General features: G+C 44.9%; 14 protein-coding genes and 2 tRNA genes. 4 read left to right on the top strand and 12 right to left on the bottom strand.

Features of this window, described 5'->3' with window-relative positions; genetic code table 11:
- Window positions 1–17: 17 nt before the first annotated feature.
- The 5 genes from epmA to E2K74_RS00775 all read right to left on the bottom strand — a co-directional run bounded on the left by epmA (window position 18) and on the right by E2K74_RS00775 (window position 6,407).
- Complete coding sequence (gene epmA / locus E2K74_RS00795) at window positions 18–998, bottom strand: EF-P lysine aminoacylase EpmA (RefSeq protein ID WP_151205863.1); 981 nt, start codon at window positions 996–998, stop codon at window positions 18–20.
- Complete coding sequence (locus E2K74_RS00790; RefSeq protein WP_151205862.1) at window positions 995–2,062, bottom strand: 4-phosphoerythronate dehydrogenase; 1,068 nt, start codon at window positions 2,060–2,062, stop codon at window positions 995–997. The genes epmA and E2K74_RS00790 overlap by 4 nt, the downstream gene beginning before the upstream one ends.
- Before the next feature lie 162 nt (window positions 2,063–2,224).
- A complete protein-coding gene (locus E2K74_RS00785; protein ID WP_151205861.1) occupies window positions 2,225–3,478 on the bottom strand; it encodes a CaiB/BaiF CoA transferase family protein in 1,254 nt (417 codons plus the stop codon).
- Window positions 3,479–3,543: 65 nt separating this feature from the next.
- Complete coding sequence (locus E2K74_RS00780; protein ID WP_151205860.1) at window positions 3,544–4,944, bottom strand: MFS transporter; 1,401 nt, start codon at window positions 4,942–4,944, stop codon at window positions 3,544–3,546.
- Window positions 4,945–5,183: 239 nt separating this feature from the next.
- Complete coding sequence (locus tag E2K74_RS00775; RefSeq protein WP_151205859.1) at window positions 5,184–6,407, bottom strand: acyl-CoA dehydrogenase; 1,224 nt, start codon at window positions 6,405–6,407, stop codon at window positions 5,184–5,186.
- Window positions 6,408–6,668: 261 nt separating this feature from the next.
- Between E2K74_RS00775 and E2K74_RS00770 the strand changes: the two genes are divergently transcribed.
- Window positions 6,669–7,619, top strand: coding sequence for a LysR substrate-binding domain-containing protein (locus E2K74_RS00770; RefSeq protein ID WP_151205858.1), 951 nt, complete (start codon window positions 6,669–6,671; stop codon window positions 7,617–7,619).
- A gap of 54 nt (window positions 7,620–7,673) precedes the next feature.
- On the opposite strand, the gene E2K74_RS00765 is transcribed toward E2K74_RS00770, so the two are convergent.
- The 3 genes from E2K74_RS00765 to greB all read right to left on the bottom strand — a co-directional run bounded on the left by E2K74_RS00765 (window position 7,674) and on the right by greB (window position 8,708).
- Window positions 7,674–7,763, bottom strand: a tRNA-Ser gene (locus E2K74_RS00765).
- A 272-nt stretch (window positions 7,764–8,035) separates the two neighbouring features.
- A tRNA-Ser gene (locus tag E2K74_RS00760) sits at window positions 8,036–8,125 on the bottom strand.
- Between the two features lie 88 nt (window positions 8,126–8,213).
- Window positions 8,214–8,708 (bottom strand): transcription elongation factor GreB, encoded by a 495-nt coding sequence (gene greB / locus E2K74_RS00755; RefSeq protein ID WP_151203933.1) that lies wholly within the window; start codon window positions 8,706–8,708, stop codon window positions 8,214–8,216.
- A 363-nt stretch (window positions 8,709–9,071) separates the two neighbouring features.
- Between greB and E2K74_RS00750 the strand changes: the two genes are divergently transcribed.
- Entirely contained in the window at window positions 9,072–10,190 is a 1,119-nt protein-coding gene (locus tag E2K74_RS00750; RefSeq protein WP_151203932.1) for a transglycosylase SLT domain-containing protein, read from the top strand.
- An 83-nt stretch (window positions 10,191–10,273) separates the two neighbouring features.
- On the opposite strand, the gene E2K74_RS00745 is transcribed toward E2K74_RS00750, so the two are convergent.
- Both E2K74_RS00745 and ttcA read right to left on the bottom strand, forming a co-directional pair.
- Window positions 10,274–10,660: an SCP2 sterol-binding domain-containing protein gene (locus E2K74_RS00745; protein WP_151203931.1), complete on the bottom strand. Its 387-nt coding sequence runs from the start codon at window positions 10,658–10,660 to the stop codon at window positions 10,274–10,276.
- A 424-nt stretch (window positions 10,661–11,084) separates the two neighbouring features.
- Window positions 11,085–12,011, bottom strand: coding sequence for a tRNA 2-thiocytidine(32) synthetase TtcA (gene ttcA / locus E2K74_RS00740; RefSeq protein ID WP_151203930.1), 927 nt, complete (start codon window positions 12,009–12,011; stop codon window positions 11,085–11,087).
- A 501-nt stretch (window positions 12,012–12,512) separates the two neighbouring features.
- On the opposite strand from ttcA, the gene E2K74_RS00735 reads away from it, so the two are divergent.
- Both E2K74_RS00735 and htpX read left to right on the top strand, forming a co-directional pair.
- A complete protein-coding gene (locus E2K74_RS00735; protein WP_151205857.1) occupies window positions 12,513–13,388 on the top strand; it encodes a lytic transglycosylase domain-containing protein in 876 nt (291 codons plus the stop codon).
- 171 nt (window positions 13,389–13,559) lie between these two features.
- Complete coding sequence (gene htpX / locus E2K74_RS00730) at window positions 13,560–14,465, top strand: protease HtpX (RefSeq protein ID WP_151203928.1); 906 nt, start codon at window positions 13,560–13,562, stop codon at window positions 14,463–14,465.
- Between the two features lie 96 nt (window positions 14,466–14,561).
- On the opposite strand, the gene E2K74_RS00725 is transcribed toward htpX, so the two are convergent.
- The gene (locus E2K74_RS00725; RefSeq protein ID WP_151205856.1) at window positions 14,562–15,143 is read right to left on the bottom strand and encodes a DUF4112 domain-containing protein; all 582 of its coding nucleotides are present in this window, start codon (window positions 15,141–15,143) and stop codon (window positions 14,562–14,564) included.
- 87 nt (window positions 15,144–15,230) lie between these two features.
- The gene (mgtE, locus tag E2K74_RS00720; protein WP_151205855.1) at window positions 15,231–16,568 is read right to left on the bottom strand and encodes a magnesium transporter; all 1,338 of its coding nucleotides are present in this window, start codon (window positions 16,566–16,568) and stop codon (window positions 15,231–15,233) included.
- Window positions 16,569–16,750: the final 182 nt, after the last annotated feature.

Genomic DNA, 16,750 nt, shown 5'->3' with positions numbered 1-16,750 from the left:
CAAGATTTAAGCCTGGGTCAGGAAATATCTGCTGGAAAAGCAATCACCTGCTCTAGCTTCATCTGCCGGGTTGCAACCATCAGCAGACGATCCAGCCCCAAGGCAATACCTGAACATTCCGGCATCTTGGGCAATGCTGCCAGCAGATATTCATCGATGGGCATCACATGCAAACCGAGTGCTGCTCGTTCGGCATTATCCGCTTCAAAACGAGAGCGCAAAACCTCGGCATCTATTAGCTCGTCATAAGCATTCGCCAGTTCCAGCCCTTCAATATACAGTTCGAAACGTGCAGCAACCAGTTCACCGTCTTCGTCAAGTGTGGTTTTAGCCAGTGAGGCCAACTCAGGCGGGAAATCTGTCAGAAATACAGCAGTATCAAAACCCAGGCTTGGCTCTACCATATGTGAAAATAATAGATCGATATAGCCCAAGCGGTTATTGCCCAAGTCCAGATTCAGTCCTACCCTGCGGCAACAATCCTGCAATTGTTGCACAGTCGCCTGGAGGGGATTTAAATCCAGACGATCCATAAAGGCATGTTTATAACTCAGGACCGTTGGCCGTACTTCACCAAAGCGTGCTTTGAGGACGACATTTAGCAGCTCAGTTACTTCAAACATTAACTCTTTCAGACTGAAACCCGGACGGTACCACTCCAGCATACTAAACTCACTGTTGTGTTTACGGCCATGTTCATCATCACGGAAAACTTTACAAATCTGGTAAATCGGCCCACTTCCGCTGGCCAATAAACGCTTCATGGCAAATTCTGGGGAAGTTTGCAAATAATGAGTACTCAGCTTGCCCATGACATGGCGCTGTGCCTGAATAGATGCTAAATGTACATCGGTCACACCAGCCTGTGACAAGACAGGGGTTTCAACTTCCAGCACCTCACGTTCAGCAAAAAACTGGCGGATTTGAGTATACATTCTGGCGCGCGCTTGAATACTTTCCAGATCGCAAGTCGGTTGATAGGACACAGACTGGCTCATGCTTGTGGCCCTCCATGGGCTGCCCATTCCCGGCGTAGCGGATAGGTTTTACGTAAATGGTCAAATGCCTGCTGCTCAACCTTGCCGTCTTTTAGACAGGCACGCAGACTGGCATCATCACGGGCAATGTCGTAGATTTGAGACAGATGCTGTTGTAACGATATTTTCAAATTCTGGTTTTGGAAAAATGGCTCACAGACAGGCAACTGGGTTTCAAACTGTTTATGACTGTCAAAGCCAAACGTCTGGCAAAACGCGTCATAAATTATTTGTGTACCACGTGCCTTGCCTTCCAGACTATAACCGGCAATATGGGGCGTCACCAAAGTCAGCAGATCAAGCAGCTGTTCAGAAATTTCCGGTTCATGTTCAAAGACATCCAGTACCACTTTTCTTCCAGTCTTCTGAATATCCTGAATCAGAGCCTGCTCTTCAATCACCGGACCGCGTGCGGAATTAATCAGGAAGGTCTCAGGCTGCATGTGCGCCAAGCTAACCGCGTTAATCAGATGATAGGTCGGGTACTGGCCAGTTTTGGTGAGCGGTACATGTAGCGAGACTGCATGCGCTTGCTTAAGTAGTTCCGTCCATTCCACTTGCTGAACCTGTTCCTGCTGTACATAGGGATCATAGGCAATTACCTTCCAGTCCAGCAGTTTTGCCAGAGTGGCCAGACGCGAACCGACATTGCCAAGGCCGACAACACCCAAAGTAAATTGCTGACCAGCATTGAGTAGGTCTGGCTGCACATGCAATAAAGCCGTAATCACATATTCAGCCACAGCCTGTGCATTACAACCCGGTGCATTGGCCCAGCTGATCTGCTTATTTTCCAGCGCTGCAATATCCAGATGATCGGTGCCAATCGTGGCACTACCCACAAATTTAAGCCGGCTGCCCTGTAACAGGGTTGCATTCACCTGGGTCACGGAACGAACCAGTAAAGCATCCGCATCTTTAACATCCTGTGCAGACAGGCTGCGTCCTGCGCGATGTTGAATGTCACCAAATTCGGCAAAGAAATAGTCGGTAAATGCCAGATTTTCATCTGCAACAATTTTCATAATCTGTTCCAATGACTGCATCTGCGTATCATACCGCGTCCACTGGCATGTGACTATTTTCCCTTAGAACCACTCTCTAGTAAAAATACCAATATAAAGAAGCCGAAGTAGAGATTCACTTCGGCAAAGGCGTGTCATGAAAGTAATATCAAGGCGCTGCTTTCAGGCCACCGTCTCATCGGCAAGAGAATGGATTGAGCCATCAATAATGCCTTTGGCCTGCAATGCAGCCAATTGTTCCGGAGTTTTGAAGCGGGATAAGATAAAGCCGGTATGTTGGCCCAGTTGTGGCGGTGCATGCCGATACTCTACCGGGGTTTCAGACAGCTTGATCGGCGAAGCAATCACTTGGAAGCGATCATTCAATGGATGTGGCACATCGACCACCATACCGCGATGCTGGACTTGTGGTTCAGCCAATGCCTCTTCAATCGAGTTAATCACCCCGACCGGCACTTTGACAGCATGGATCGCATCAACCCAGTCTTTGGCATTTTTTTTGAGAAAATATTCAGATAATAATGCAATCAATTCATCCCGATGTTTTACCCGATCCTGATTACGCTGGAACCTGCTGTCTTGTAGTAGCTCCGGCAAATCAATGGCCATACATAAATCTTTAAATTGCTTGTCATTACCACAGGCAATAATAAATTCCTTATCTTTTGCTTTAAAAGTCTGATAAGGCACAATATTTGGATGATGATTTCCCATCCGCACCGGCGAAACACCCGAGCTTAAATAGTTCATGCCCTGATTGGCAAGTGCTGCGACCTGCACATCGAGGAGCGACATATCAATATACTGGCCGCGTCCGCTCTGTTGACATGACCATAGGGCGGCCTGTATGGCAATGGTTGCATATAAGCCGGTCTGGATATCCACTACTGCCACGCCGACCTTCTGTGCGCCTCCACCTGGTCTATCATCACTTTCACCGGTAATACTCATCAGGCCCGACATGCCCTGAATGATGAAATCATAGCCGGGCTCTTCGGCACGTGGCCCATCCTGACCAAACCCAGTAATCGAACAATACACCAGCTTCGTATTTAGTGCGCTTAAGCTGGCATAGTCCAGGCCATATTTTGCCAGTGAACCTGCCTTATAGTTTTCAATCACCACATCTGCCGTTTTGGCAATTTCCCGGATCAGCTCCTGACCTTCGGCACTCGCAATATCGACTGCAACCGAATATTTATTGCGGTTGGCACACTGAAAATATCCGGACTCACGTGTGGCATTGCCCTCCTGATCCGGCATCCAGGGCGGTCCCCACATCCGGGTATCATCCCCGACATGTGGCCTTTCAATCTTGATGACTTCAGCGCCCAGATCAGCCAGAATCTGTCCGCACCAAGGTCCTGCCAGCACGCGACTCAAGTCTAAAACACGAATTCCCTGTAAAGCTCCCATATCTTTCTTCCTTTTTAAGGGGGATGGACCTTACTGCTCCATCCTGATCATTTTTATTTCAGGTTTTATTTCACAGCAGCTGGTCGGTCCGACACTACCGTCTTCTTAGCCTTAGCTTCTTCATCTGCTGGAACCACCAGATTAGCTTGCGGATCATATTGACGCTCACGAATAAAGAGTCCAGGAATTACACCAGCAATAAAGTAGGCGGCACCCATCACAATAAAGGCCAGGGTAAATGAACCGCCCGCAGCAATAATTCCAATCGTTGCAGGGGCAATAGCTGCGCCCAAGCGTCCCATATTGTAGGCACCGCCAATCGCAGTTCCCCGCACATCAGTAGAAAAGGTTTCCGCCATATACGTTGCATTCACGCCATATGGAATGCCATATAAGAAGCCAAATGTGACCAGTAAGTAGGCAATATTGGTCGGGCTGTTATAGAAAATGATAATCGGTAAAAAGGCAGCTGTACTGACCGTACCAAATACAAAAGTGATCCGGCGGCCAAATTTATCTGCCAGATAACCCGCTAAAATCTTGCCCAGGATCATGGCCGTATATGCACCTACCATATAACCGGTCAATGCCTTGAAGTTCATGTTGAGTTCGGTTTCAAGATAGGTAGGCATCCAGTTATTTACGCCATAATAGCCAAACTGTAAAAATGCCGCAGTGGTCATCCACAGCAAAAACATTTTACGGTGCTGCTGGTGGCCAAAAATACGCTTATAAATACTTTCCGCTGGCTGTTGGGCAACAGGTAGCGTCGGCTTAGCTTCAGCTTTTATATGACGATTTTGCAATTGCTTGATTTTTTCTTCTTGCCAAGATGCCGGTTCTGGCACAAAGCGCATAAAAATCAAGGCAAAGGCCGCAGGAATAATAGTTACATAAAACAGCATGCGCCAGCCATAATCAGGGATGATGGCTCCGGCCATTAAAGTGGCGACAATATAGCCAATCGTCTGTCCAGTTTGTAGCGTTCCTAAGACTGTGGTCCGGTATTTGGTCGGTACATATTCAGCCATTAACGTATTACAGGCCATATAGAGTGAACCGAGTCCAAAAGCACCGATAAAACGTAAAATCATGAACTGCTCATAACTTTGGGTAAATCCCAAAATACAGGTCATGATCGAGAAAAACACCACAGACCAGGCAATGGTTTTTACCCGTCCGAACTTGTCACAGGCCCATCCACCCGTAATGCCACCCAGCGCCATCCCTGCCAAAGAAGCACTTCCTAGCATGCCAGCCTGAAAAGAAGTCAGGCCAAACTCTGCTTTCAAACTGGTCAGACTGAACGACAACAGCATGATATCCACGCCGTCAATCACCAGTGAAATAAAAGCAAAAATAAAGGCCAGTTTCCAGGTATGTGCTGTAATACGATGCAGAGTGCCTACATTCGAGGGCAACTTCAGCGCTGCGACCGCAGATGTATTATTAATCTCATTCTTCATTCCATTTACCTCATTTTCCCAAATGAGCCATCGACAGTCCCAGTCCTCCACCTTTGCTTGCCTGTTCTTTATTATTTTTATTCCGATATTTTTTAGACACAGGCTTGTATAAGCATCGATTGACAAGAATGTTTTACGATGAATCCTTTATTGACGTTTTGATTAATTTTTTAAGATAAGTATCCTGCAGGATGCTCAGGTATGAACATCCTCAGATCAATAAGAAAAGTTTGATTTAATTAATTGCAGAATGCGGCAATGCCTGTTTGAGCACGGCCCAAAATCAAGGCATGTACATCATGTGTGCCTTCATAGGTATTCACCACTTCAAGATTCACCAGATGACGGGCGACGCCAAACTCATCAGAAATGCCGTTCCCGCCCAGCATGTCACGCGCAACACGTGCAATGTCCAGCGCTTTACCACAGTTATTACGTTTGATCAGTGAAGTCCCTTCAACTGAAGCAATGCCTTCATCTTTCATTCGGCCAAAACGTAAAGCCACTTGCAGGCCCAAAGCAATTTCAGTTTGCATGTCCGCCAGCTTCTTCTGGATCAACTGATTGGCAGCCAGTGGACGGCCAAACTGTTTACGGTCCATGGTGTACTGATGGGCGGTATGCCAGCAAAATTCAGCTGCGCCCATTGCACCCCAGGCAATACCATAGCGTGCACTGTTCAGGCAGGTAAATGGACCACGTAAGCCGCGAATTTCCGGAAATGCATTTTCTTCTGGAACAAAGACGTTATCCATCACGATTTCACCGGTAATCGAAGCACGCAGACCGACTTTGCCGTGAATCGCCGGTGCAGACAGCCCTTCCCAACCTTTTTCCAGAATAAAGCCGCGAATATCACCGACATTACCCTCTGCTGAGACTTCTTTGGCCCAGACCACAAATACATCGGCAATCGGACTGTTGGTAATCCACATTTTTGCACCTGTCAGACGGTAACCACCATCGACTTTCTTGGCACGTGTGATCATGCTACCTGGATCAGAACCATGATCCGGCTCGGTCAAACCAAAACAGCCAATGTATTCACCCGAAGCCAGTTTCGGTAAATATCTCTGTTTCTGCTCTTCAGACCCGAATTCATTGATCGGCACCATCACCAGTGAACTTTGTACGCTGGCCATGGAACGGTAACCCGAATCCACCCGCTCCACTTCACGGGCAATCAGGCCATAGCTGACATAATTTAAACCCGCACCGCCATATTGCTCAGGAATGGTGGGACCCAACAGACCAAGCTCGCCCATCTCACGAAAAATAGCCGGATCGGTTTTTTCATGACGAAACTGCTCGAGCACACGCGGCATCAGCTTGTCTTGACAATAAGCCTGTGCGCTGTCCCGAATCATGCGTTCTTCTTCAGTCAACTGCTGTTCCAGTAAAAATGGATCTTGCCAGTTGAAGTATGATTTGCTTGCTTTTTTAGTATCGACCATTTGATTCATAATGTCCTCTGCCAATCCTTCGTTGATATTATCTTGTTTTATCCTTAAGACTGACTTTATGCATGAATCGCCACTGCTTCAACCAATTAATTTGCATGCAGTTATGCGTTTTATGCATAACTTGTCTAGATACTTCTTCTTAAAAAGAAATTTAACCCGGTATTGTCTATTTTTTTACACTAAAGCCTTATACTTCGATAACATGGACATACTGTTTATTAATATCTGATTATTTTTTTACTGAGTGTCAAGGATGACCAGATGCGCCGAAAAATTCCCTCCCTGCAAGCCCTTATCTGTTTTGAGTCTGCTGCACGCCACGCCAGCTATACCTATGCAGCACAGGAGCTGTTTCTGACACAAAGCGCTGTTTCTCGCCAGCTCCAGCAGCTAGAGGGCTATCTGGGGACCGCACTATTTACCCGAACACGGCATGGCGTAGAGTTAACCAATGCCGGACAGCAATACCTTAAAAGTATCGGCCCGCATCTAAAAGGGCTGGAACAGGCTACTGTAGATGTCATTACCCATCAAGGCCGTGGCGGCACCTTAAAACTGGGCGTGGTTCCGACCTTTGCCACCCGCTGGCTCTTACCAAAACTTCAGGGCTTTCATCAGCTTTATCCTGAAATTACGGTGCATCTGGAAACCAGTACCCGGCCTTTTTTGTTTCAGGAACATATTTTTGATGCGGCAATCTATGCAGGTACACCGCAGCAGATGGAACAATGGCCTGGAACCTATAGTCATTTTTTAATGCATGAAGATGTGGTCGCGGTTTGCGCACCCAGCCTGATCCGGCAGTATTTTCCGGATGCCAGCATGATCAACTCTTATAGTTTTGATCTGAGTGCAGAGCAGCTGATTCGACTACCTTTACTCCAACAGACCACCCGGCCCAATATCTGGGAAGACTGGTTTAAACTGCATCAGATTCAACATGCCAATCCTTTTCAAGGCCAGCGTCATGAGCTGTTTTCCATGCTGGCAGTCGCGGCAACACATGCTATGGGCATGGCCTTAATTCCGCAAATGCTGATTGAAAAAGAATTAAATAAACAGGAATTGGTATTGGTGTCCACAAAGACACTCGCGAAGCAACGGGCTTATTATCTGGTGCATTCCGGTCAGGAAAGTTCCCCCCTGATTGAAAAGTTTGCCAGCTGGTTGCAGCAGGAAATCCAAAACCCCACTTCTATTGCGAATATCTGAATATTTACTGTTTAGCCATAAAAAAACCCCAATCATTGACTGGGGTTTTGAATCTGGCGGAAGCGGTGAGATTCGAACTCACGGAGGACTCACACCCTCGTCGGTTTTCAAGACCGGTGCATTAAACCACTCTGCCACGCTTCCATGGCCGCCATCATATAAATAAATTGCCGAATTAGCAATAAAATTTAGTAAAACTTGTGTAAAAACCGGTTTATTCAGCTAAAAATCAGCCGGAAAGAATAAGTTAACAAAGATAAAAACTCAGTAGGACGAAACAATAAACAAAGTCAGCAGCAACGAATCAATTGGCGCTTTGAGATGCCGTATTTCTCTTCGTCTATATCCCTTCATTCCTGCGACAGGAATTTAAGCAGCCATAAAAAAACCCAGCCTGTAGACTGGGTTTTTGAATTTGGCGGAAGCGGTGAGATTCGAACTCACGGAGGACTCACACCCTCGTCGGTTTTCAAGACCGGTGCATTAAACCGCTCTGCCACGCTTCCATGGCCGTCATCATATAAATAAAAATCGCCCTTGGCAAATATTTTTATAGTTTCCCAGCATCAACTGAACAAAATAAAATCAATTCTATTAATTTGCTGAATTTTCTGGCTTTTCATAATCAATCGAGTTGATATACCAAAGCTTCTTACCTGACGGTGTAATGACCTCGATTTCATCATCCACCTGCTTGCCCAACAAGGCACGTGCCATCGGAGACTCAATCGAAATATGCTGCGGATGATGATCATAAATTTCATCGACCCCGACGATCCGCAAATTCTTCTGTTCACCCTGTTCATTTTCAATTTCAACCCAGGCTCCAAAATAGACTTTTCCTTCCTGTTCAGGTGAAAAATCAATAATTTTTAGCTCTTCTAAACGCTTACCCAGATAACGTACTCGACGGTCAATCTTGCGTAACAACTGCTTGTTGTACTGGTAATCGGCGTTCTCTGAACGGTCGCCCAGACTGGCCGCCCAATTTACCTTTTTGGTAATTTCCGGACGTTCTTCATGCCACAGATTCTTAAGTTCTGCCACTAATTTATCGTGTCCGCCACGGGTGATCAGGTTTGATTTCATTGCGCTTAACTAAGTTAATTTGCTCATTGTTGACGATTCATCAGCTTATTTTATTCACCATTTTAGGGCAAGCTTAATTTTAAAAAAAATTCCCTAATAAATTTAACTACTTAAATTACATTTCAAAAATAAATCACCTACAAAATTTGACAATCATTTTTTACATCATTACTATGCACCCATCTTTTGAAATTGATCACTTTTTACTCTATGTAGTTTTTCTATACAATCCTTTGTAATTCTCTTGTCATTCTGAATGACGTCATGACTGCCCAACCCTTATTGAATTTATCAAACTTTTAAAAGTTTCAGGCTGTGTTACCTGTAATTTTTAGGGCATAAATTACTAGTAGCGGAGACAACATGCACAGTAGTTCAACCACTGGGTCTACGAGGCTTTGCCTAAGATCTTTTATTTCTTCTCTCCCCGTTAAAGCACTTGTATTAAGCACTGTATTTATTCCTTTTCACAGCCTGAATGCAAGCAACACTGCCTTGCAGTATGACCAGGTAGTCAACAGTCAGCAGCTGACCGTCGTGGCGGTCAAAAATCCGAGTACCGTCTTTCAGGATGGTGAACATCTGCATGGGTTTGGTTATGACTTGGTGCGTAGCTATGCCAACAACCTGAATGTCAAGCTGGACTTTAAAATTGTTCCTGACAATGCCACTGCCCTGTTATGGGTGGCTAAAGGAAAAGCCAATCTGGCGATGACCACATCAGACATACAGGCTATTGAAAAGCAACGCTTAACTGGATTCTCTGCAACCTGTGGAGATCAGTATAGCCTGTCCAGCAACGGCCTGAATACCAATCTGAATCTGGTCTTTAAATCGGCGAATGATCCACTCAGCCAAACGGCGAGCGCTTTTGTCTGTCGCGGCAAACAAAGTGGTGCCATTAAACAGCTGGCTTCTTTTTATAACCGCAATGTGGTACAGCAAGAGTCCTGGAATACCATTCAGCGTGATTTAAGCAATCGCCTGCCCATCTATCAGGCCAGCTTTAAGCAGACAGCCAAACAATATGACCTGGACTGGCATTTACTGGCAGCCATTGGTTATCAGGAATCCTATCTTAAACCGAACTCAGTTTCACCAACAGGTGTACGTGGCCTGATGATGCTGACCAATAGTACAGCCAAAGCAATGGGCGTCAGCAACCGCACCGATCCGCTGCAAAGCATCCAGGGTGGTGCCAAGTACTATGACCAGATGCTGGATCGCTACGAGCATATTCCTTATCCAGACCGGAACTGGTTTGCGCTGGTGGCTTATAATATGGGTCCAGGTGCCGTCAATCAGCTGCAAAAGCGGATTCAGGCCCAAGGCAAGAATCCAAATAACTGGGTGAACTTATATGCCTATCTGGATCAGAACAAAGCCAATAATGGCCGTTACCGTCAGGCAGTACAATATGTGACGCGTATCCGTGCTTATTTAGAGCATATCAAGACCACGCCACAGCTGGTAAATATCTAAATATCCCGTATTTAAAACTGGCAGACATAAAAAAGCTTACCTTCGGGTAAGCTTTTTTGGTTTATACGAGCGTTCAGCTAGAATTATGCTGTCGTATTTTCAAGCACTTTTTTGAACAGGTCTTTTTGTGCCTGACTTGGTTTTGCAGTTTGCAGTGCCATTAATTGCGACATATCGCCCTGTACTTTAATTTTACCTGTCATGAAGGCTTGCATTGCGGCAGCCATATCAAATTCCAGGAAGACTTTACGTAAGGTCTCTGCATCCATATTTAAGGTTGTTTTCGCATTTGAAGACAGACCTTTTTTGATCACGCCACCATCTAAAGATAATTCAGTATTACCTGTTGTATCCGCAACCACCAAATTAATTGCAAGGTTTGCCAAAGCGGGTGGCAAATCCAGATTACCCGCTTGTGCAGTCAATGTATCTACAGTTGAAAACCAATCATCAGATAAAAAAACAGGCATGATCTTTCCTCAATTTATTTGTTCATTTGTGTCGACTATCCAGACGACATCAGGGTGAGCATTTATGCTAGTGCCTTGTTATAACATGATCATTGTGGCAATGGCTAACAAATTTTGTACGCACCGTTCAATTTTTGTAGTTCTGGTTTTAAGTTATTTTTCAGCAACTCGACTGTTGACTCTTCCCCGAGAGGCAACGACACATATTTTTGAGCTGATCTAAAATATAAGGCAGGAAATTGCATCATTTTCAAGCAATGACATCTAATGCTATAGCAGCAAAATATACTTTTTCCCTTGCGCTTTCAATAAGGTTGGTTGTTTCTTATATAGTTAGAAGGCATTCATAGTTTATAGCATCATTCTTTTATAAAGGGTCAACAACGCAGACATCAGCCCGAAAGCTGATGCCTGCTTTTTAGTCTTAGTCTAAGGCAAAGCCAAGGTTGACCATATTGATGCGGCGGTTCTCACCTTCAACAGCCTCTTCAGTCGAACAGCTGCCTTTAAAATCAAATTCGCGTTGGCTGTCCAGCACTTCAAAATCAAATAGCTCGCGATCTGCCAGCTGAGATGGCGATACGTTTTGCAGGGCACCAAAAATGCTGTGCAGACGTTTAGGATGCGCTTTATCCCAGTCACGCAGCATGTCATTAATAATGGCACGTTGCAGATTGTCCTGCGAACCACACAGGTTGCATGGAATAATCGGGAACTGGCGCATTTCTGCATATTTGATAATGTCTTTTTCTTCCACATAAGCCAGCGGACGAATCAGGATGTTCTTTTTGTCAGAAGACAACAGCTTCGGCGGCATGGCTTTCAGGCTGCCACCATGGAACAGGTTCAGGAAGAAAGTCGCCAGAATATCATCACGATGATGGCCCAGCGCCACTTTGGTGGCCCCGATTTCCTGAGCAAAGCCATACAGTGAACCACGGCGTAAGCGTGAACAGACTGCACAATAGGTCTTGCCTTCAGGTGTCAGCTTTTTAGTGATGCTATAGGTATCTTTTTCCAGGATGTAATACGGAATGTTATTTTCTTCTAAATAACGTGGCAGGACATCTTCAGGAAAACCTGGCTGTTTCTGGTCCAAATTTACCGCCACCACATCAAAGTTGATCGGTGCAATGCGCTTGAACTGAAGCAGGATATCTAACAAGGTATAACTGTCTTTACCACCAGAAATACACACCATGACCTTATCGCCGTCTTCAATCATCTTGAAGTCGCGAATGGCATGTCCGACCTGGCGGCGAAGCTTCTTCAACAAACGGTAGTAAGCAGAGCTGGTTGGCGGTTCAGGTTTGAAATTAAATCCTTGCTCGGGTTCAACTGGCGAGTACATAGACGAGACTAACCCATAAATAAAAATACCGCGCAATTTTAGCCGATTCGGGTGCATATCGCATCAAAAGAATTTAATTTCCTGCAAATGTCATGCTAGCTTCATGTTGATGCTTTATTTAAATAACTAGGCCAAAACTTTTGCGTTCATTTTTCCAGCAAAGTGCTTATCTTTTACACTTTTCCACAGTTGTCCACAAAAGCTGTGGATAACTTTGTGGATTGAAAATGACTTGACAACTTGTCCGCCTCCAAATTTAAGGCTTACCCTCAAATTGATCACTTATTGATCAATTTATTTTTACATAAAAAACAATAACTTAACCCTGTCAAGCCTAGGCTTTTAAATTAAATAAAAAAAATTTTTGATGAATAAACTCTCAAGTAGATCTTGCATTTACAAACTCGTTTAGAAATAAAGCACAGAATACTGTTCATTCCGTAATTTTTTGTTAAACTCACCCCTGAACTTTACTCGCTTATTATCTGTCAAATATAAACAATGAAAATAAAGCTATCTTGGTTGAGGTGTCATCTGATCAGTGCAGTAGTCTGCCTGCAGAGCAGTCAACTTGCCTCTGCCGGTGAAACGATCTATCAATTGCGTGACAGCAATGGCAGTACCTTATTGACCAATAAAAAGAGCCGTTATAATCATTTACAGGTCGAAAAGAAGACCTATTATCCAGACAGTAATATTCACAGTTATAGCAACTGGGGCAATAGCGAAGCTGCTGTTTTACCAAGCTATAGTAAAAATAAAGATGCCTTTGATGCCATTATCCGTCAGGCAGCACAGACCCATGGTATTTCCGAAGGTCTGATTAAAGCGGTTATGCATACCGAATCCGGTTTTAATGTGCATGCACGTTCTCCGGTTGGAGCACAAGGCCTGATGCAACTGATGCCAGCTACGGCGCGCCGCTTTAATGTCAGTAATGCGTATGATCCGCACCAGAATATTATGGCAGGTGCCAAATACCTGGCTTGGCTGATGAAACGTTTTAATGGCAATACCACGCTGGCACTGGCCGGCTATAATGCCGGTGAAGGCAATGTGGCCAAATATAAGGGCGTCCCTCCCTTCCGTGAAACTCAGGACTATGTCCGCCGGGTAACGAGCCGTTATCAGAACTTATATAGTAATGGTGTCCATGTTTCACAGGCCAGTTATTCCGCTTCTGCCGATCAGGGCCGGGTGATTGCCAGTTCAGCCCACTATACTACGCCTGCGACCAATACAGCCCCAATGCAGGCTGCTGCTCAATATCAACGTCAGGTGATTGTGAATGCCGATGGCAGCTATACTGATGCCCCGATAGGCTCTTATGCCACCGCAAATGCTTCAGCAGCAGCAAAAATCTATTTGAGTGATTAATAATAAAGATTTTTTTGCTCGAAAATGGCCTGTAATTCAGGCTAAACTCCTGCTAACTTTTTGTAGCTGATTGCGAATTTTTTCTTGAATTTTTAATAATTCCACCTCATATTGAGTTCAATGATTTTATTTGCTAATCAGATTATTTTTCTATAATAAGAGGATTTCTCAATGATGCGGATTGGTTTGTTCTTGCTAACCAACCTCGCGGTACTGGTTGTAGCTGGCATTATTCTGTCACTCTTCGGTGTCGGTAGTTACCATGGCGCGGGTGGCTTGAATCTAGGCAACCTGTTAGTCATCTGTTTTGTGTTTGGTATGGTAGGTTCCCTAATTTCCCTGTTCATGTCTAAATGGATGGCGAAAAAGACCACAGGTACTGAACTGATTGACCCGAATGCGCCACGTAATCAGGCAGAAGCATGGTTACTTCAAGAAGTTGCGCAACTGTCTCAACGTGCTGGTATTAAAATGCCAGAAGTCGGAATTTTCCCGTCTTATCAGTCGAATGCCTTTGCAACTGGCTGGAACAAGAATGATGCGCTGGTGTCAGTATCGACAGGCTTGCTGGAACGCATGAACAAAGACGAGCTACGGGCAGTGCTGGCGCATGAAATCGGTCACGTTGCCAATGGCGATATGGTCACACTTGCGCTCATCCAGGGTGTAGTGAACGCGTTCGTGATGTTCTTTGCTCGTGTGGCAGGTGATTTCATCGACCGTACTTTCTTTGGCCGTGAAGAAGGCGAAGCTCCAGGGATTGGTTATTTTGTCATTACCATCGTTCTGGATATTGTCTTTGGTATTCTGGCTTCTGCCATCGTGTTGTGGTTCTCGCGCTATCGCGAATACCGCGCTGATGAAGCAGGTGCACGTCTTGCAGGCAAGCAGGCCATGATTTCAGCCTTATTACGTTTACAGGCCGAATCAGAAATGCCGGATGCGATGCCAAAAGAGATGAAGGCCTTTGCCATTGCTGAAGGTCAGTCTCAGGGTTTCAGTCTTGCAGCTCTCTTCCAGACGCACCCGACAATTGAACAGCGTGTCGCGGCCCTACAACAGCTTGATTGTCCTTAATCAACCGGTTGTTCCTGATTTAAAAAAAGCCTGCATCTGCAGGCTTTTTTTCTGGCGTTTTAAAGTGCGTTGATTCATATCTTAAAACTTTGGAGTTTAGCTGCTCATCCCTTGATACAATACAAAACTCCCCCATCCAATGAGACCCGTCAGCAGAATCAAGAATAAAGCCCCCAGCAGATCAGGAATATGAATCCACACCCAAGCCACCACAGGATTGCGCCAGAACCTGGACTGCTGCTGTTTACGCTCCAGACTTTCATGTAAAAAAGGATGCACCACATGATCATCGCTAAGGATCTGATATTCCTGCCTGATATGATCATGCACAACATCCAGTGCCTTACGGCTAGGGCGTATGAAAATATCAAAGATGGTGCCCACTACCGGAATAAAGCCGACCACGGCATCCAGTACAGCCAGTTTCATGACCGGATTTAACTTGCTGCGCGGCACACCAACCTGCCTGGCTTTATAGATGGCATAACAGGTCAAGATAAATCCGGCTAGATCGCCCGCGACTGGAATGGTACTCAAGGCAGCATCTGCACCTACGCCCTGTTTGGTAAATGGAATCCTGACCAGGGAATCCATCAGATTGGCGAATTTGGCTAAATCGCGCTCCAAACGTACGACTTCTTGCCGTGTTAATTTTTTTTCTTTTTCAACCGCAACCATGCTTTAGCCTTGTTCAAACATTTGTGTTATAGCCCTGAGAATAAAGTATAAATTGAAAATATGTATATGTATTTATTGTCTATACTTTTATAGCAATAGCTGTGAAGCGATAAATAAATAAACCAGAACACCTGTCGCATCACAAATAGAGGTCACCAATGGCGCAGAGGCGCTTGCAGGATCAAATCCAAAACGATTTAGCATAAAAGGCAAACTCATTCCAATTAAACAGCCCAAAAGCACAATACCCATCATACTCAGAGCAAGCACTAAAGCGACCATTTCATCACCGCGGTAATATCCCAAAAGTGAAACTGCAAGTGCCATGGTTCCGCCCAGACACAGGGCAACCAAACTTTCACGTCCCAGCAAGTAAAACCAGTCCCTAAAATGTACATCGCCCGTTGCCAATGCACGCACCATCAGCGTTGCAGATTGAGAGCCGGCATTTCCACCACTGCCGACCAATAAGGGCAAAAAGAAAACCAATACAATATTTGCGGCAATAATGTCTTCAAAATGTGCAATGCCAATCCCGGATAACAAACTGCCAAAAACAAGAAATACCAGCCAATACACCCGTTTTTCATAGAGTTGCAATATCGGGGCAGATTTAAGACTCAATTTAGATGATGCATCGACAGCACCAGATTTTAAAAAATCTTCTGTTGCCTCTTCTCTGGCCACATCCATTGCATCATCATATGTCACAATACCCACCATCACACCGGCATGATCTATAATGGGTAATGCCAGTAAGTCATAACGAGCAATGGTTTTGGCTACTTCATTCTGATCGCTGTCAAAATATGCAAAAATAATATCGGTCGCCATTAAATCACTAATATTGCTTTGTTCTTCGGCAAGTATTAATTGTTTGAGCGATAAAACACCCAGCAGCTTTCTTGCTTCATCAAGTACATAGGCCAAATAAATGGTTTCCGAATCGGGTGCCTCATAACGCAACATTTTAATGGCATCTTTTACCGACATATTCGGTTTTAAGGTGGCATATTCGGAGCTCATGATGGCCCCTGCCGTACCTTCTACATAAGAAGAGAGCTGCCGAATATCTTCACGCTCGGCCTGTGCCAATGCAGGCAATAAAGTATTTTGCTGCTCGTGATCTAAACATTTAAATAAATCGACACGCTTGTCTGAAGGCATTTCGCCCATAATTTCAGCCAAGTCTGTTCGCGTTAAACCGTGTGCAAATTTTACTTGTTCTTCGGGTTTGAGATATGAAAATACATAGGCGCGTGCAGGAAGATGCAGTAGCAGCTTTTGACTATTCTCTAAAGGTAATTGTGCCAAAATATCAGCCAAATCTGCGGCTTTAAACGTTTTAACAGAGTCTAATGCCAATGCAATATCTTGCTTGCTTAATGCATCATTTAAAAGATATAAAAAGTTGTTGTAGCTCATGCTCGCCCCCTATTACCCAACCTATGTAATAGGGCCGCAACGGCTCTTATTTTATTTGCCGAATGAACCCACATAATAATGTTGGTAAATATAAATGTTTGAAATTTGGTGTATCTGACAACTGTGCCTGTCCATTTAGGGATTTAATCCTCATCAAACCGCTTATACGGCGCAGCAATACT

The sequence above is a fragment of the Acinetobacter sp. RF15B genome (assembly GCF_007558235.1).
GTDB lineage: Bacteria > Pseudomonadota > Gammaproteobacteria > Pseudomonadales > Moraxellaceae > Acinetobacter > Acinetobacter lwoffii_C.
Note: the sequence above shows the minus strand (reverse complement) of the source record. Positions and strands in the feature narration are given on the sequence as shown.

What these genes read in the sequence shown, in the direction of transcription:
- E2K74_RS00775 (WP_151205859.1), bottom strand. Translation starts at nt 6,407, where the DNA reads ATGAATCAAATGGTCGATACTAAAAAAGCAAGCAAATCATACTTCAAC.
- E2K74_RS00745 (WP_151203931.1), bottom strand. Translation starts at nt 10,660, where the DNA reads ATGCCTGTTTTTTTATCTGATGATTGGTTTTCAACTGTAGATACATTG.
- E2K74_RS00785 (WP_151205861.1), bottom strand. Translation starts at nt 3,478, where the DNA reads ATGGGAGCTTTACAGGGAATTCGTGTTTTAGACTTGAGTCGCGTGCTG.
- E2K74_RS00750 (WP_151203932.1), top strand. Translation starts at nt 9,072, where the DNA reads ATGCACAGTAGTTCAACCACTGGGTCTACGAGGCTTTGCCTAAGATCT.
- E2K74_RS00735 (WP_151205857.1), top strand. Translation starts at nt 12,513, where the DNA reads ATGAAAATAAAGCTATCTTGGTTGAGGTGTCATCTGATCAGTGCAGTA.
- htpX (WP_151203928.1), top strand. Translation starts at nt 13,560, where the DNA reads ATGATGCGGATTGGTTTGTTCTTGCTAACCAACCTCGCGGTACTGGTT.
- E2K74_RS00725 (WP_151205856.1), bottom strand. Translation starts at nt 15,143, where the DNA reads ATGGTTGCGGTTGAAAAAGAAAAAAAATTAACACGGCAAGAAGTCGTA.
- ttcA (WP_151203930.1), bottom strand. Translation starts at nt 12,011, where the DNA reads ATGTACTCGCCAGTTGAACCCGAGCAAGGATTTAATTTCAAACCTGAA.
- greB (WP_151203933.1), bottom strand. Translation starts at nt 8,708, where the DNA reads ATGAAATCAAACCTGATCACCCGTGGCGGACACGATAAATTAGTGGCA.
- E2K74_RS00770 (WP_151205858.1), top strand. Translation starts at nt 6,669, where the DNA reads ATGCGCCGAAAAATTCCCTCCCTGCAAGCCCTTATCTGTTTTGAGTCT.
- epmA (WP_151205863.1), bottom strand. Translation starts at nt 998, where the DNA reads ATGAGCCAGTCTGTGTCCTATCAACCGACTTGCGATCTGGAAAGTATT.
- mgtE (WP_151205855.1), bottom strand. Translation starts at nt 16,568, where the DNA reads ATGAGCTACAACAACTTTTTATATCTTTTAAATGATGCATTAAGCAAG.
- E2K74_RS00790 (WP_151205862.1), bottom strand. Translation starts at nt 2,062, where the DNA reads ATGAAAATTGTTGCAGATGAAAATCTGGCATTTACCGACTATTTCTTT.
- E2K74_RS00780 (WP_151205860.1), bottom strand. Translation starts at nt 4,944, where the DNA reads ATGAAGAATGAGATTAATAATACATCTGCGGTCGCAGCGCTGAAGTTG.